This is a genomic window from Pseudomonas sp. B40(2017), from assembly GCF_002112855.1.
In the GTDB taxonomy this organism is placed as follows: Bacteria; Pseudomonadota; Gammaproteobacteria; order Pseudomonadales; family Pseudomonadaceae; genus Aquipseudomonas; species Aquipseudomonas pharyngis.
This window is the reverse complement of record NZ_NEIT01000005.1, coordinates 330683-346086: the sequence shown is the minus strand read 5'-3', so window position 1 is coordinate 346086 and position 15404 is coordinate 330683. Positions and strand designations below refer to the sequence as shown.

11 protein-coding genes are annotated in these 15404 nt (G+C 60.9%); 1 reads left to right on the top strand and 10 read right to left on the bottom strand.

Annotated features, from left to right (window positions below; genetic code table 11):
- Positions 1 to 699: 699 nt before the first annotated feature.
- Both CAF76_RS15670 and purL read right to left on the bottom strand, forming a co-directional pair.
- The gene (locus CAF76_RS15670; RefSeq protein WP_064593592.1) at positions 700 to 1011 is read right to left on the bottom strand and encodes a YqfO family protein; all 312 of its coding nucleotides are present in this window, start codon (positions 1009 to 1011) and stop codon (positions 700 to 702) included.
- A 5-nt stretch (positions 1012 to 1016) separates the two neighbouring features.
- Positions 1017 to 4913: a phosphoribosylformylglycinamidine synthase gene (gene purL, locus CAF76_RS15665; protein ID WP_085647754.1), complete on the bottom strand. Its 3897-nt coding sequence runs from the start codon at positions 4911 to 4913 to the stop codon at positions 1017 to 1019.
- A 285-nt stretch (positions 4914 to 5198) separates the two neighbouring features.
- On the opposite strand from purL, the gene mltF reads away from it, so the two are divergent.
- On the top strand, positions 5199 to 6659 hold the full coding sequence (mltF, locus tag CAF76_RS15660) for a membrane-bound lytic murein transglycosylase MltF (protein WP_011332593.1): 1461 nt from the start codon (positions 5199 to 5201) through the stop codon (positions 6657 to 6659).
- Positions 6660 to 6783: 124 nt separating this feature from the next.
- Here the strand turns inward: mltF and pdxJ are convergent, their stop codons facing one another.
- The 8 genes from pdxJ to lptF form a co-directional block, all read right to left on the bottom strand.
- Complete coding sequence (gene pdxJ / locus CAF76_RS15655) at positions 6784 to 7527, bottom strand: pyridoxine 5'-phosphate synthase (protein WP_064382428.1); 744 nt, start codon at positions 7525 to 7527, stop codon at positions 6784 to 6786.
- 47 nt (positions 7528 to 7574) lie between these two features.
- On the bottom strand, positions 7575 to 8264 hold the full coding sequence (gene recO / locus CAF76_RS15650) for a DNA repair protein RecO (RefSeq protein WP_085647753.1): 690 nt from the start codon (positions 8262 to 8264) through the stop codon (positions 7575 to 7577).
- A 167-nt stretch (positions 8265 to 8431) separates the two neighbouring features.
- Complete coding sequence (era, locus tag CAF76_RS15645; protein ID WP_039769512.1) at positions 8432 to 9334, bottom strand: GTPase Era; 903 nt, start codon at positions 9332 to 9334, stop codon at positions 8432 to 8434.
- A complete protein-coding gene (rnc, locus tag CAF76_RS15640) occupies positions 9327 to 10016 on the bottom strand; it encodes a ribonuclease III (protein ID WP_011332589.1) in 690 nt (229 codons plus the stop codon). The genes era and rnc overlap by 8 nt, the downstream gene beginning before the upstream one ends.
- A 182-nt stretch (positions 10017 to 10198) precedes the next feature.
- Positions 10199 to 11053, bottom strand: a complete 855-nt coding sequence (gene lepB, locus CAF76_RS15635; RefSeq protein ID WP_064382430.1) for a signal peptidase I — start codon at positions 11051 to 11053, stop codon at positions 10199 to 10201.
- 9 nt (positions 11054 to 11062) lie between these two features.
- Positions 11063 to 12859 (bottom strand): translation elongation factor 4, encoded by a 1797-nt coding sequence (lepA, locus tag CAF76_RS15630; protein ID WP_039769508.1) that lies wholly within the window; start codon positions 12857 to 12859, stop codon positions 11063 to 11065.
- A 172-nt stretch (positions 12860 to 13031) separates the two neighbouring features.
- Positions 13032 to 14093, bottom strand: a complete 1062-nt coding sequence (lptG, locus tag CAF76_RS15625; protein ID WP_085647752.1) for an LPS export ABC transporter permease LptG — start codon at positions 14091 to 14093, stop codon at positions 13032 to 13034.
- The gene (gene lptF, locus CAF76_RS15620; protein ID WP_064593584.1) at positions 14086 to 15207 is read right to left on the bottom strand and encodes an LPS export ABC transporter permease LptF; all 1122 of its coding nucleotides are present in this window, start codon (positions 15205 to 15207) and stop codon (positions 14086 to 14088) included. Before lptF ends, lptG begins: the two co-directional genes overlap by 8 nt.
- Positions 15208 to 15404 lie beyond the last annotated feature (197 nt).

The following is a 15404-nucleotide window of genomic DNA, read 5'->3' as shown; positions in this document are numbered from 1 at the left end:
ATGGGTGGGGGGTGATTTGACGCATCTTTGTGCGGACTCAGAATCCCCCCTCACCCTAACCCTCTCCCTGAGGGAGAGGGGACTGACCGCGTTGTTTGGGAGAGGTACGCCGACGTGACATACCGAGGTGAACTCGGGTTATAAAATGCATGCAACTCGAATCGTGCTTCCTCTATTTCCTCTATTTCCTCTATTTCCTCTATTTCCTCTATTTCCTTTGCTTCCTTTGCTTCCTTTGCTTCCTCCCCTTCTTCTGCTCCTGCTCCTGCTCCTGCTTCAACTTCCGCTTTTGCTTTCGCTCCCACCACTCAACACGATGAGCGTTAGCTCGAGTAAGGCTTTTGACGTGCCGGCCCCATCGGAAGGCTGAGTGGAGGGATTTATCCGGGGGTGGGAGCGCAGCGACCGTGCGGCGAAGCCGCATGCATCGAGAGGAGGTGCAGCGAAGCAAACCGTAGGCGATGCCCCCGGATGAATCCCGGAACGAAGGAACACCGAGCCAAAGCGAGGGGCCGAACGCCGGGGCCCAGCGTTTTTGGTTACTTTTTTGGCGTTTGAAAAAAGTGACTCGCCGTAAGGGCGAAACCGCCAGTGGCAACACCCGAAGCAACGGATATTCACTCAATCCCAAAACCAAAAAACCAAAAAACCCGCTGAAATCACTCCCAGCGGGTTTTCCGTATCAGCAGCCAAGGAAGATCAAAAATCCTCCAGCCGCCACACTTCATAAGCCGGTGTCTCGTAGGGATGGCTCAACTTAAGAGCCGCCACTACCGAGCGAATCAACTCATCGCAAACGACAAGCTCAACCTTCCACTCCTCGACCCGCTCGACCTGCCCAGCCTGACCAATGAACGGCTGACTCCCGTCCAGAGGCCGAAACTGACCAGAGCCAAGCACCTGCCAAGCACAGTGGTCATAGTCACCGATCCGCCCACCACCGGCAGCGAACACAGCGTCCTTGACCACCTCGACATGACTGTCAGGAACAAAAAACCCGAGCTTGTACACGACGCTTAGTTCACCCACACACGAGCATTACGGAACATACGCATCCAAGGTGCGTCTTCGTTCCAGTCTTCCGAACGCCACGAGTTCTGCACGGCACGGAACACACGCTCCGGGTGCGGCATCATGATCGTCACGCGACCGTCGCGGCTGGTGAGGCCGGTGATCCCGCGCGGCGAACCGTTCGGGTTGGCCGGGTAGGCTTCGGTGACCTTGCCGTGGTTGTCGACGAAACGCATCGCCACGCAACCCGACAGATCGGCTTCGAGCAGTGCCTCTTCGCTTTCGAATTCGGCATGGCCTTCACCGTGAGCGATGGCGATCGGCATGCGTGAACCGGCCATGCCCTGCAGGAAGATCGAGTTCGACTCCTGAATCTGAACCATCGCCACGCGCGCTTCGAACTGCTCGGAGCGGTTGCGCACGAAGTGCGGCCAGAACTCGCTGCCCGGGATCAACTCGTGCAGGTTGGACATCATCTGGCAACCGTTGCACACGCCGAGGGTGAAGCTGTCGTTACGTTCGAAGAAGCCCTGGAACGCATCGCGGGCACGGCTGTTGAACAGTGCGGACTTGGCCCAGCCTTCACCGGCGCCGAGAACGTCGCCGTAGGAGAAACCACCGCAGGCCACCAGACCCTTGAACTCGTTCAGGTCGACGCGGCCGGCCAGAATGTCGCTCATGTGCACGTCGATCGCGTTGAAACCGGCGCGGTCGAACGCAGCCGCCATTTCCACCTGACCGTTGACGCCCTGCTCACGCAGTACCGCAACCTGTGGGCGGATGCCTTTCTTGATGTAAGGCGCGGCGATGTCCTGGTTGACGTCGTAGCTCAGCTTGACGCTCAGGCCCGGGTTATCTTCTTCCAGCAGCGCATCGAACTCTTGCTCGGCGCAGTCGGCGTTGTCGCGCAGACGCTGGATCTGGTAGCTGGTCTCGGCCCACTGACGTTGCAGCAGACGACGCTGGCCTTCGAACACGGTGTCACCGTTGAAGGTGATGTTGATCTGGCCATTGTTGATCGGCTGACCGATCACGGAGACGCAGTCGCCCAGACCAGCCGCGCTGAATTGGGCGAGGATGTCCGGGGTGGCGTCCTGGCGAACCTGGATCACGGCACCCAGTTCTTCGTTGAACAGGATGGCGGCGATTTCAGCGGCGCTTTCGGCAACGCTGTCCAGGTTCAGGCTCAGACCGCAGTGACCGGCAAAGGCCATTTCCACCACGGAGGTCAGCAGACCGCCGTCGGAACGGTCGTGGTACGCCAGCAGGTGACCGTCGGCGTTGAGGCCCTGGATCACGGCGAAGAACGCTTTCAGGTCTTCGGCGTCGTCGACGTCCGGAGCCTGCTTGCCGAGCTTGCCGTGAACCTGCGCGAGGATCGAGGCGCCCATGCGGTTCTGGCCGCGACCGAGGTCGATCAGGATCAGGTCGGTGGTGCCCTTGTCCATGCGCAGTTCCGGAGTCAGGGTCTGACGGATGTCAGCCACTGGCGCGAAACCGGTCACGATCAGGGACATCGGCGAGGTGACGGTCTTGTCTTCGCCGTTGTCGTTCCAGCGGGTGGCCATGGACATCGAGTCCTTGCCAACCGGAATGGTCAGGCCCAGCTCAGGGCACAGTTCCATGCCGACCGCTTTCACGGTGTCGTACAGACGCGCGTCTTCGCCCGGGTGGCCGGCAGCGGACATCCAGTTCGCCGACAGTTTGATGTCGGAGAGCTTGTTGATGCGCGAAGCGGCAATGTTGGTCAGGGTTTCGCCGATGGCCATGCGGCCCGACGCCGGAGCATCCAGCAGTGCCAGCGGAGTGCGCTCGCCCATCGCCATCGCTTCACCGGTGTAGACGTCGAAGCTGGTGGCGGTGACGGCCACGTCGGCCACTGGAACCTGCCAAGGGCCGACCATCTGGTCACGGGCCACGAGGCCGGTGATGGTGCGGTCGCCGATGGTGATCAGGAAGCTTTTGCTCGCCACGGCCGGGTGATGCAGAACGCGCTCGATGCTTTCGCCGATGTCGAGGTTCGACGGATCGAAGTCATCGCCCAGCTCGGCTTCGCGAACCACCGAACGGTGCATGCGCGGTGCCTTGCCCAGCAACACTTCCAGTGGCATGTCCACCGGGTTGTTGCCGAAGTGGCTGTCGGTCACGGTCAGTTGCGGCTCGGCGGTGGCTTCACCGACAACGGCAAACGGGCAACGCTCACGTTCGCAGATCGCCTTGAAGCGCTCGAAATCGGCCGGGCCGACCGCCAGAACGTAACGTTCCTGGGATTCGTTGGACCAGATTTCGTGCGGGGCCATGCCCGGCTCGTCGTTTGGAATGTTGCGCAGTTCGAAACGGCCACCGCGGTCGCCGTCGTTGACCAGTTCCGGGAAGGCGTTGGACAGACCGCCCGCACCCACGTCGTGGATGAAGCTGATCGGGTTCTTGTCGCCCAGCTGCCAGCAACGGTCGATGACTTCCTGGCAGCGACGTTCCATTTCAGGGTTTTCACGCTGAACGGAAGCGAAGTCCAGATCCGCCGAGCTGGTGCCGGTGGCCATGGAGGAAGCAGCGCCGCCGCCCAGGCCGATCAGCATCGCCGGGCCGCCGAGCACGATCAGCTTGGAGCCGACAACGATCTCGCCTTTCTTGACGTGTTCTTCACGGATGTTGCCCATGCCGCCAGCGAGCATGATCGGCTTGTGGTAACCGCGAACTTCATCACCGTGCGGGGTGGTGATCGATTGTTCGAAGGTACGGAAGTAACCGGTCAGGGCCGGACGACCGAATTCGTTGTTGAACGCGGCGCCGCCCAACGGGCCCTCGATCATGATGTCCAGCGCGTTGACGATGCGCTCGGGCTTGCCGTACGGCACTTCCCACGGCTGTTCGAAGCCCGGGATCTGCAGGTTCGACACGGTGAAACCGGTCAGGCCGGCTTTCGGCTTGGCGCCACGACCGGTTGCACCTTCGTCGCGGATCTCGCCACCGGAACCGGTGGATGCACCCGGGAACGGAGCGATCGCAGTCGGGTGGTTGTGGGTTTCGACCTTCATCAGGATGTGCACCGGCTCCTGCACCGCGCCGTACTGGCGGGTTTCCGGATCCGGGAAGAAGCGGCCGGCGACGTTGCCGACGATCACCGAGGCGTTGTCCTTGTAAGCGGACAGCACGCCTTCGCTGTGCATCTGATAGGTGTTCTTGATCATGCCGAACAGGCTTTTTTCCTGGCTCTCGCCGTCAATATCCCAACTGGCGTTGAAGATCTTGTGGCGGCAGTGCTCGGAGTTGGCCTGGGCGAACATCATCAGTTCGATGTCGTGCGGGTTGCGCTTGAGACCGTTGAAGGCGTTGACCAGGTAATCGATCTCGTCTTCGGCCAGGGCCAGGCCCAGTTCGACGTTGGCTTTTTCCAGCGCGGCGCGACCGCCGCCGAGGATGTCGATGGCGGTCAGCGGCTTCGGTTCGGCGTGGCTGAACAGACCGGCGGCCTGCTCGAGGTTGGCCAGAACGATCTGAGTCATGCGGTCATGCAATACGGCTGCAATCTGCTGCGCTTCGGTTTCGCTGAACTGACCGGCCACGTAGAACGCGATGCCGCGCTCCAGGCGCTGGATCTTGCTCAGGCCGCAGTTGCGGGCGATGTCGCTGGCCTTGCTCGACCATGGCGAGATGGTGCCGAAACGTGGCAACACCAGGAACAGACGACCGGTCGGCTCTTGAACCGGAACGCTTGGACCGTACTTCAGAAGGCGCGCAAGCACCTGCTGTTCGTCGCCGGTCAGGACGCCGGTGACTTCGGCGAAGTGAGCGAATTCAGCATACAGGCCACTGACAGCTGGAACCTTCTGGCTCAGTTGCTCAAGGAGTTTGCTGTGGCGAAAGGCAGAAAGGGCAGGAGCGCCGCGCAGGATCAACATCTTCGGGACAGCCTCGGGAAGGGGTGTGCTTTGAGGCCGTGCATTCTAGCCTAAACCGCCCTCAACATCACCCGAAACGCTACGCACGGTTGCACCCGGATGTCGAGTGGTGTTCCTGCCTTGAGGGTCAAATTTATGGGGTGTTGCAAGGCGGGTTATTTTTTCTGTCACAAAATGCCTTTCGGGCCCGTTTCTGCGGGGTTTCGCGCGGTTTTGTGATGCCTAGCAGACAACCCCTCGACTGTCGAGATATGGCGCCCGTTGTCCTTTGCGTATACTGCGCACATGTTTTCCCCAACGGCTTTGCGTCCGCGATACGCCAAATGGCTGATCGCTACCGGACTCTTCCTGATGCTCAGTGGCTGTGTTGATAAACCCAACACACTCGAGCGCGTAAAGGAGGATGGCGTGCTGCGGGTGGTCACCCGAAACAGCCCCGCCACCTACTTTCAGGATCGCAGCGGTGAAACCGGCTTCGAATACGAGCTGGTGAAGCGCTTTGCCGACGATTTGGGGGTCGAGCTGAAGATCGAAACCGCCGACAACCTCGACGACCTGTTCAATCAGGTCGGCAAGCCGAACGGTCCGGTACTGGCGGCCGCCGGCCTGGTCAGCAGCGAACAGCGCAAGAAGCAGGTGCGCTTCTCCCGCTCCTACCTCGAAGTCACCCCGCAGATCATCTATCGCAACGGCCAGTCACGCCCCACCGACGCCGGCGATCTGGTGGGCAAGAAGATCATGGTGCTCAAGGGCAGCACCCACGCCGAACAACTGGCGGAGCTGAAACAGAAATATCCTGGCATTCAATACGAAGAGTCCGACGCCGTTGAAGTGGTCGACCTGCTGCGTATGGTCGATGAAGGTCAGATCGACCTGACCCTGGTCGATTCCAACGAAGTGGCGATGAACCAGGTGTACTTCACCAATATCCGCGTGGCCTTCGACCTCGGCGACGCGCGCAGCCAGAGCTGGGCCGTGGCCGCCGGCGAAGACAACAGCCTGCTCAACGAGATCAACAGTTACCTGGACAAGGTGCAGAAGAACGGCACCCTGCAACGCCTGAAGGACCGCTACTACGGCCACGTCGACGTTCTTGGCTACATGGGCGCCACCACCTTCGCCCAGCACTTGCAGCAGCGGCTGCCCAAGTACGAACAACACTTCAAGGCCTACGCCAAGAAAGAGAAAGTCGACTGGCGCCTGCTGGCGGCGATCGGTTATCAGGAATCGCTGTGGCAACCGGCGGTCACGTCGAAGACCGGCGTGCGCGGGCTGATGATGCTGACCCAGAACACCGCCCAGGCCATGGGCGTGTCCAACCGCCTCGATCCGAAGCAGAGCATCATGGGTGGCGCCAAGTACCTGGCCTACATGAAGGATCAGCTCGACGAATCGATCCAGGAACCGGATCGCACCTGGTTTGCTCTTGCGGCCTACAACGTCGGCAGCGGTCATCTGGATGACGCACGCAAACTGGCGGCCAAGGAAGGGTTGAACCCGGACAAGTGGCTGGATGTGAAAAAGATCCTGCCGCGCCTGTCGCAGAAGCAGTGGTACAGCAAGACCCGCTACGGCTACGCCCGAGGCGGCGAACCGGTGCATTTCGTGGCGAACATCCGTCGCTACTACGACATCCTCACCTGGGTGACCCAGCCGCAGCTTGAAGGCGATCAGGTGGCCGAGGGCAACCTGCATGTGCCGGGGATCGACAAATCGAAACCGGCTCAAGAGCCCGCCCCGTTGTAACAAACACCCCAAAACAAATGTGGGAGCGAGCCTGCTCGCGAAGGCGTCGTGTCAGCCGACATCATCGTTGACTGATACACCGCTTTCGCGAGCAGGCTCGCTCCCACAGCTTCTTTGTCGAGGCTTAGTGCTTGGCGGCGGCCAGGATCAGCGCTTTCATTTCAGAGACAGCAGACTTGAAGCCTACGAACAACGCGTGCGCCACCAGCGCGTGACCGATGTTCAGCTCGTTGATGCCCTTGATTGCGGCAACCGCCTCGACGTTGTGATAGTGCAGGCCATGGCCGGCATTGACGATCAGGCCCTGAGCCAGACCGAAGGCCACGCCGTCCGCCACACGCTTGAGCTCTTCAGCCACTTCGGTCGGCGTTTCGGCATCGGCGTAACGCCCGGTGTGCAGCTCGATGGCCGGTGCGCCGACGCGCTTCGACGCAGCGATCTGCCGCTCGTCGGCGTCGATGAACAGCGACACTTCGCTGCCGATCTTCGACAAACGCTCGACCGCCGCCCTGATCCGCTCTTCCTGCCCCGCCACATCCAGACCGCCTTCGGTGGTCAGCTCCTGACGGGTTTCCGGCACAAGACAGATGTGCGCCGGACGAATACGCTCAGCGAACGCCATCATTTCTTCGGTAACGCCCATTTCGAAGTTCATGCGGGTTTGCAGCACGTCCTTGAGCAGCAGCACGTCACGCTCCTGAATGTGCCGGCGATCTTCGCGCAGGTGCACGGTGATGCCGTCGGCGCCCGCCTCTTCCGCGTCCAGCGCTGCCTTGACCGGATCCGGATAGCGCGTGCCACGGGCCTGACGCAGGGTGGCGACGTGGTCGATGTTCACGCCAAGAAGAATGCGATTGCTGGTGGTCACGGATGCGCTCCTGAGTGGAAAGATTCGGCGCACAGCATACGGCGAGATCAGGGCTTGCGAAACAGCTCGCGACTGACGAGGGGACGACCGCCCAGATGCACGGCCAATGCCTGGCGCATCAAGCGCTTGGCGGCGGACAGCGCGCCCGGTGCCGACCAGTCGGCTTCGGCCATGGCCAGCAGTTCGGTGCCGTTGAACAGTCCGGGTTGCAGCAGGTAGACCCGTTCGAGCCCGGCATCCACCTGCAAACGGTATAGGCCATCCGCAGCGATAGGTTCGTCGTTGATGTCGGTGTTCAGGGAAAAGCCATAACCGAGGTCGTCGAGCAGCCGCCATTCGAAGGAGCGCAACAGCGGTTCCAGCGGCCGCCCCTCGGCCAATGCCAGCAACGTGGCAGCGTAATGATCGAACACCGCAGGATGCGGATCTTCGGCGGGCAACAGGCGGATCAACAGCTCATTGAGATACAGACCGCTGAACAGCGCCTCGCCGACCATCCACGTGGCGTTGCCGACACTCTCCATGCGCCCGACGTTCTTCAACTCACCCTTGCCGCGGAACTCCACTTCCAGCGGCACAAACGGGCGCGCCAGCGTCCCGGCCTTGCCCCGCGCACTGCGCAACACCGCCCGCAGCCGACCTTGCGGCGTGAGGAAGTCCACCAAGGCGCTGGTTTCGCGGTAGGCGCGCGAATGCAGGACGTAGGCGGATTGGGCGGGAGGCGGGCTTTGCGACATTGAGTTCTCGATGACGAAACGCAGTTTTACACACAAACCCAAAACTAATGTGGGAGCGGGCTTGCTCGCGATGAGGGTGTATCAGACAACAAGGGTGTCGACTGAAATACCGCTATCGCGAGCAGGCTCGCTCCCACAGTGGGTATCGGTGTTCTCGGGATCAGCGCTTACAGGTCGCCGTAACCCAGCGAACGCAGCGCACGCTCGTCATCGGACCAGCCGCCCTTCACCTTGACCCACAGGTTGAGCATGATCTTGGAGTCGAACAGCAGCTCCATGTCCTTGCGCGCCTCGGTGCCGATGCGCTTGATGCGCTCGCCCTTGTCGCCAATGATGATTTTCTTCTGGCCGTCGCGCTCGACGAGGATCAGCGCATGGATGTGCAGCGTCGCACCCTGCTGCTTGAACTCTTCGATTTCCACGGTGATCTGGTACGGCAGCTCGGCGCCGAGCTGACGCATGATCTTTTCTCGCACCAGTTCGGCAGCGAGGAAGCGGCTGCTGCGGTCGGTGATCTGGTCTTCCGGGAAGAAGTGATCGTTCTCCGGCAGATGGTCGGCGATGACCTTTTCCAGGGCGTCGAGGTTGTGCCCGTGTTGCGCCGAGATCGGAATGATCTGCGCGTTCGGCAGTTGTTCCTGCAACCACGAAAGGTGCGGCATCAGCTCGGCCTTGTCTTCGATGCGGTCGGTCTTGTTCAGTGCGACGATCAGCGGGCCGGTCACGTACTGCACGCGCTCGAGGACCATCTGGTCTTCTTCGGTCCACTTGGTGCGGTCGACCACGAAGATCACCACGTCGACGTCTTTCAACGCCGCCGAAGCGGTCTTGTTCATGTAGCGGTTCAGGGCTTTTTCGCCACCCTTGTGCATGCCGGGGGTGTCGACGTAGATCGCCTGCACATCGCCCTCGGTCTTGATCCCGAGCATGTTGTGGCGAGTGGTCTGCGGCTTGCGCGAGGTGATCGCCAGCTTCTGGCCGAGGATGTGGTTCAGCAGCGTGGACTTGCCCACGTTGGGACGGCCGACGATGGCAACATAGCCACAGCGCGTTGCGTTTGTATCAGTCATTGCCATTCTCCACACCCAGGGCAATCAGTGCTGCGGCGGCCGCTACTTGTTCGGCAATGCGACGGCTCACACCCTGACCCCGGCTTTTTTCATTCAATAGGACAACTTCGCACTCGACGAAGAAGGTACGGCAGTGCGGCTCGCCCTGGATATCCACCACTTCATAACGCGGCAATTCGCAGCCGCGCGATTGCAGGAATTCCTGCAGGCGGGTCTTGGGATCCTTGTTGGTGTCGACCAGCGTCAGGCCTTCGAACTCGCCGGCCAGCCAGGCCAGTACACGTTCGCGGGCGACTTCCATGCCGGCGTCGAGATAGATCGCACCGATCAGTGCTTCAAGGGCGTCGGCCAGAATCGACTCGCGACGGAAACCGCCGCTCTTCAACTCGCCAGAACCCAGACGCAGGTAATCGCCCAGATCGAAACCGCGGGCCAGCACCGCCAGCGTCTCACCTTTTACCAGCCGTGCGCGCAAACGCGACAACTGGCCTTCGCGCGCCAGCGGGAAACGGTCGAACAAGGCTTCGCCGGCAACAAAATTGAGGATCGCATCGCCGAGGAATTCCAAACGCTCGTTATTGCGTCCGGCAAAGCTGCGGTGCGTAAGGGCCAGGACCATCAGTTCCTGGTCCTTGAAGGTGTAACCGAGCTGACGCTCGAGACGGCTTAGAGAAACGCTCACGGTTTACCCACGCTGAGTTCGTGGCTGGATTCCACTGCCATCGCCGGGATACGGCGCAGGCCTGGGACAATTAACGCTGTGTTCAAAAATGACGTCCTGAATATCGTGGCTTCATGCCCCGGAGCCGGTTGTGCCGACGCCAGAAATGCATTCGGCGCTGTGGTCAACAGCGCCGTGTTTGTTTACTTGATCAGGCCGACCCGCGAGAAGTTCGGCAGGTGGCTGAGTTTCGGTTCCGGCCAGCTCATCCAGACCGCGAAGGCCTTGCCGACGATGTTCTGGTCGGGAACCATGCCCAGCAGATCCTTGGGAATGTTCGGATCATCCCAGTAGCGACTGTCGTTCGAATTGTCGCGGTTGTCGCCCATCATGAAGTAGTGCCCGGCCGGCACGGTCCAGGTATGGTCCGGCGTGGCGCGGTAGCGGCTCATTTCCTTGCGGATCAGGTGCTCGGCGGCGCCGAGTTTTTCCTTGTAGAGTTCCGCGCTGCCCAGCGTACCCGGCTCGGAGCCGACCAGTTGCTCGGCAATCGACTCGCCGTTGACGAACAGGCGCTTGTCGGCGGTGTACCGCACGGTATCGCCCGGCAGACCGACTACACGCTTGATGTAGTTGACGTTGGGGTCGCTCGGGTAGCGGAATACCATCACATCGCCGCGCTGCGGGTCACCGACTTCGATGATCTTCTTGTCGATCACCGGCAAACGGATCCCGTAGGAAAACTTGTTCACCAGAATGAAGTCGCCGACGTCCAGGGTCGGTTTCATCGAGCCGGACGGAATCTGGAACGGTTCCACCAGGAACGAACGCAGCACCAGGACGATGAACAGCACCGGGAAGAACGACTTGCCATATTCGACCAGCAGCGGTTCCTTGTTCAGCTTCTCGACCACCACCACATCAGGCTGGCTGACGCTGCCCTGATAGGAGGCGATGGCGGCACGCCGACGCGGTGCCAGGATCAACAGATCGAGCAACGCCAACAGACCGCAGACGAACACGGCAATGACCAGCAACAGCGGGAAATTTAGTGACATAGGACCTGACTATTCCAACCTGAGCACGGCGAGGAAGGCTTCTTGTGGAATTTCCACGTTGCCGACCTGTTTCATGCGTTTCTTACCGGCCTTCTGCTTCTCAAGCAGTTTTTTCTTACGGCTGACGTCGCCGCCGTAGCACTTGGCCAATACGTTCTTTCTGAGTGCCTTGACGGTTGTCCGGGCGACGATCTGACCGCCAATGGCAGCCTGGATGGCCACGTCGAACATCTGACGAGGAATCAGTTCTTTCATCTTCTCGGTCAACTGGCGACCTTTGAAGTGCGAATTGTCACGGTGCACGATCAACGCCAGAGCGTCGACCTTGTCGCCGTTGATCAGCACGTCCAGTTTCACCAGATTAGCCGATTGGTAACGATCGAAATGGTAGTCCAGCGAAGCATAGCCGCGGCTGGTGGATTTCAGACGATCGAAGAAGTCCAGCACCACTTCGTTCATCGGCAGGTCGTAGGTCACTTGCACCTGATTGCCGAGGAACAGCATGTCGACCTGCACACCGCGTTTCTCGATGCACAGAGTGATGACGTTGCCCAGATGCTCCTGCGGTACCAGGATGTTGGCGCGCACGATCGGCTCGCGCATGTCTTCGATCGACGAGACGTCCGGCAGCTTCGACGGGTTGTCGACGTAAATCGTTTCACCGGTTTTCAGCACCAGTTCGAAGATTACCGTCGGCGCCGTGGTGATCAGGTCCAGGTCGTATTCGCGCTCCAGGCGCTCCTGGATGATTTCCATGTGCAGCATGCCGAGGAAGCCGCAGCGGAAGCCGAAGCCCAGCGCGTCGGAGCTTTCCGGCGTGTATTGCAGCGACGAGTCGTTCAGGGTCAGTTTCTGCAGCGCTTCGCGGAAGTCCTCGAAGTCGTCGGAACTGACCGGGAACAGACCGGCGTAAACCTGCGGCTGGATGCGTTTGAAACCTGGCAGCACCGGAACGTCCGGGGTGGAGCTCAGGGTCAGGGTGTCACCGACCGGTGCACCGTGAATGTCCTTGATGCTGGCGATGATGAAGCCCACTTCGCCGGCCTTCAGGTCAGCGGTGGCGGTGTGTTTCGGGTTGAACACGCCAACGCTGTCGACCAGATGCACCTTGCCGGTGGACTTGACGAGGATCTTGTCGCCCTTCTTCACACGGCCATGACGCACGCGCACCAGGGAGACAACGCCCAGGTAGTTGTCGAACCAGGAGTCGATGATCAACGCTTGCAGCGGATCTTCGATGTTGCCGGTTGGCGCAGGAATGGTAGCAACCAGACGCTCGAGCACTTCGTCGACACCCAGGCCGGTCTTGGCGCTGCAGGTGACGGCGTCGGTGGCGTCGATGCCGATGATCTTCTCGATCTCGTCCTTGACGCGATCGGGCTCGGCCTGTGGCAGGTCGATCTTGTTCAGCACCGGCATGACCTCGAGGCCCTGCTCGATGGCGGTGTAGCAGTTGGCCACGGACTGGGCTTCAACGCCCTGCCCCGCATCGACCACCAGCAACGCACCTTCACAGGCCGCCAGGGAACGGCTGACTTCGTAGGTGAAGTCGACGTGGCCCGGGGTGTCAATGAAGTTCAGCTGGTAGGTGACGCCGTCTTTGGCCTTGTAATAGAGGGTAACGCTGTGGGCCTTGATGGTGATCCCGCGTTCGCGCTCCAGATCCATGGAATCCAGTACCTGGGCTTCCATTTCACGCTCGGCCAGGCCACCGCACATCTGGATGAAACGGTCAGCCAGCGTCGACTTGCCATGGTCAATGTGGGCGATGATGGAGAAATTGCGGATATGACTCAAATCACTCACGGATCAACACTCAAAAAGGCTGCAGGCTTGGCCCGCCGAAAAATAGCCGGGAATTGTACCTGATACACGGCGCAAGCGTCACGTTCGCCTGTCACCCGGATTGCATGCAAAAACGCCCCGGTCTGTCGACCGAGGCGTTTTCAAGGCTAAAGCGTGGGTGAAACCTTGTTCATCAACCGGCTCGGCGCAACAGCCAGACACCTGCCAGCGCACACACGCCAGCCGGCACCAGCACCGCGAACAGCGGCGAGAAGCCGAACACCAGACTGGACGGGCCCAGCAGATCCTGAACGATGCGGAAGGTGAAACCCACCAGCACGCCGGTGAACACCCGCTGACCGAGGGTAACCGAACGCAGCGGACCGAAGATGAAGGAGATCGCCATCAGCACCAGCGCGGCGGTCACTAGCGGCTGCAACACCTTGACCCAAAATGCCAGCCAGTAACGACCGTTGCTCAGGCCCTGATCGGCCAGATAGTGAATGTAACCCCACAGGCCGGTGATCGACAGCGACTCCGGCGCCATCACCACGGTGCTCAGCAGTTGCGGGCTCAGGGAGACATCCCAGCGCTCGACCGGCGTATTGACCACTTCGGTGCTGCGCTCGTGGAATTTGGTGGTGGTCACGTCGGTGAGCTGCCAGTGATCGGTGTCGAACTCGGCGCGCTTGGCGAAGCTCGAGCTCAGCAGATGGCGCTCCTTGTCGAAGTGATAGCGGGTCACGCCGTACAGACGACCGTTGGGTTGCACGGAGTTGATGTGAATGAACTCCTCGCCCTGACGGTGCCACATGCCATGCTTGGCGCTCTGCGCGTCGCCGCTGCCTTGCGCCAGCGAGCGGTTGGCCTGAGCCATGCTTTCGGTGGCCGGTGCCACGTACTCGCCGATCAGCACGCCGGCCAGCATCAGCACCAGCATCGGCTTCATCACCGCCCAGACGATGCGCCCGATGGACACACCGGCGGCGCGCATCACGGTCAGCTCACTGCTGCTCGCCAGACTGCCGAGGCCGATCAGGCAGCCGATCAGCGCCGCCATCGGCAGCATGTCGTACATACGCCGCGGTGCGGTCAGGAGCACGAAGCTCAGGACATCGACCAGGGTATAGGTATCACTGACGTCGCCCATCTCGTCGATGAACGCAAACAAGGTGGCCAGGCCGAGAATGATTGCCAGCACTGCGATGATCGCGATGAACACGCTGCTGCCGATATAGCGGTCGAGTTTAACCACGGGCCACCTCCAGCGCTGCGCTGCGACGGCTGGCCAGCTTCAGGCGCAGAGGTTCCCAGTACAGCAGGCCGAGACCGATGACCAGGAAGATCGCGTGCACCCACCACAAGCCGAGCGCAGGTGGAATCTTGCCTTTCTCGAGGGCGCCGCGGGCGGCAATCAGGATGGTCAGGTAAGCCATATAAAGAAGAATCGCCGGCAGCAGCTTGAGGAAACGCCCCTGACGCGGGTTGACCCGCGACAGCGGCACCGCCATCAGGGTCACGATGAACACTAGCAACGGCAGCGACAGACGCCATTGCAGTTCGGTTTTCGAGCGAATGTCGTCGCTGCCCAGCAGGGACGAGGTCGGCATGGCGTCACGGTCGGTGACTTCCTCGCTGACATCCGGCTTGGGCAGCAGTACGCCGTAGGTTTCGTAGTGGATGGCGCGGTAGTTGGCCTGACCCGGGCTGCCGTCGTAGCGGTAGCCATTGTCGAGGATCAAGTAGCGGTTGCCGTCGGGACGCACTTCCTGACGGCCCTTTTCCGCCACCAGCACGGAAATCCCGCGATCTTTCTGGTTGGCGCCGAGGTTCTTCTGCGAAATGAACACGCTGCCAAGGTTGACCCGATCGTCGCTCAGGGTTTCGGTGTAGGTCACCCGCGTACCGTCGCGCAGGGCCTGGAAGCGGCCTGGCTCGAGGGTGTCGAATTCGGTCAGGGCGTCCTGCTTGTTCAGCAGCAGCTGGAACTGGTTGGCGCCTTGCGGGGCCAGGCTCAGGCTCAGCCACGCAACCACCAGTGCCACCAGGGTGGCCGGGAACAGGGTCATGCGAAACAGACGCTGCTGGCTCATGCCGGTGGCCGAGAGCACGGTCATCTCGCTTTCCAGGTACAACCGGCCGTACGCCAGCAGGATCCCGAGAAACAGGCCCAGTGGCAGGATCAGTTGCAGGAAGCCCGGCAGACGGAAGCCCATGATCAGGAACAGTGATCCCGGATCGAGCTGGCCCGCAGCGGCCTGGGCAAGGTATTTGATGAAGCGACCGCTCATGATGATGACCAGCAGCACGGCGCTTACCGCACTCAGGGTCAACAGGACTTCGCGGGACAGATAACGGAAGACGATCAAACCAGACACTCCAGGGTTGTCAGGCTAAGGCGGCCAAACAAGCAAACGTATCGACGGGCCCGCAAGGCAGAGCCGTCGAAAAAAGATGCGGCATTATCCTGTGATTGAGGGCGCCTGTCACTGCGCACACTCACGCAAGCATGCAATCCGTTGAAGATCGTACAACCGAGGGTTGTCAGGCGCGGTGAGCGAGGTTC

Excerpts from the sequence above, each read along its gene's own strand:
- purL (WP_085647754.1), bottom strand. The coding sequence starts at position 4,913 with ATGTTGATCCTGCGCGGCGCTCCTGCCCTTTCTGCCTTTCGCCACAGC.
- mltF (WP_011332593.1), top strand. The coding sequence starts at position 5,199 with ATGTTTTCCCCAACGGCTTTGCGTCCGCGATACGCCAAATGGCTGATC.
- recO (WP_085647753.1), bottom strand. The coding sequence starts at position 8,264 with ATGTCGCAAAGCCCGCCTCCCGCCCAATCCGCCTACGTCCTGCATTCG.
- lepB (WP_064382430.1), bottom strand. The coding sequence starts at position 11,053 with ATGTCACTAAATTTCCCGCTGTTGCTGGTCATTGCCGTGTTCGTCTGC.
- era (WP_039769512.1), bottom strand. The coding sequence starts at position 9,334 with ATGACTGATACAAACGCAACGCGCTGTGGCTATGTTGCCATCGTCGGC.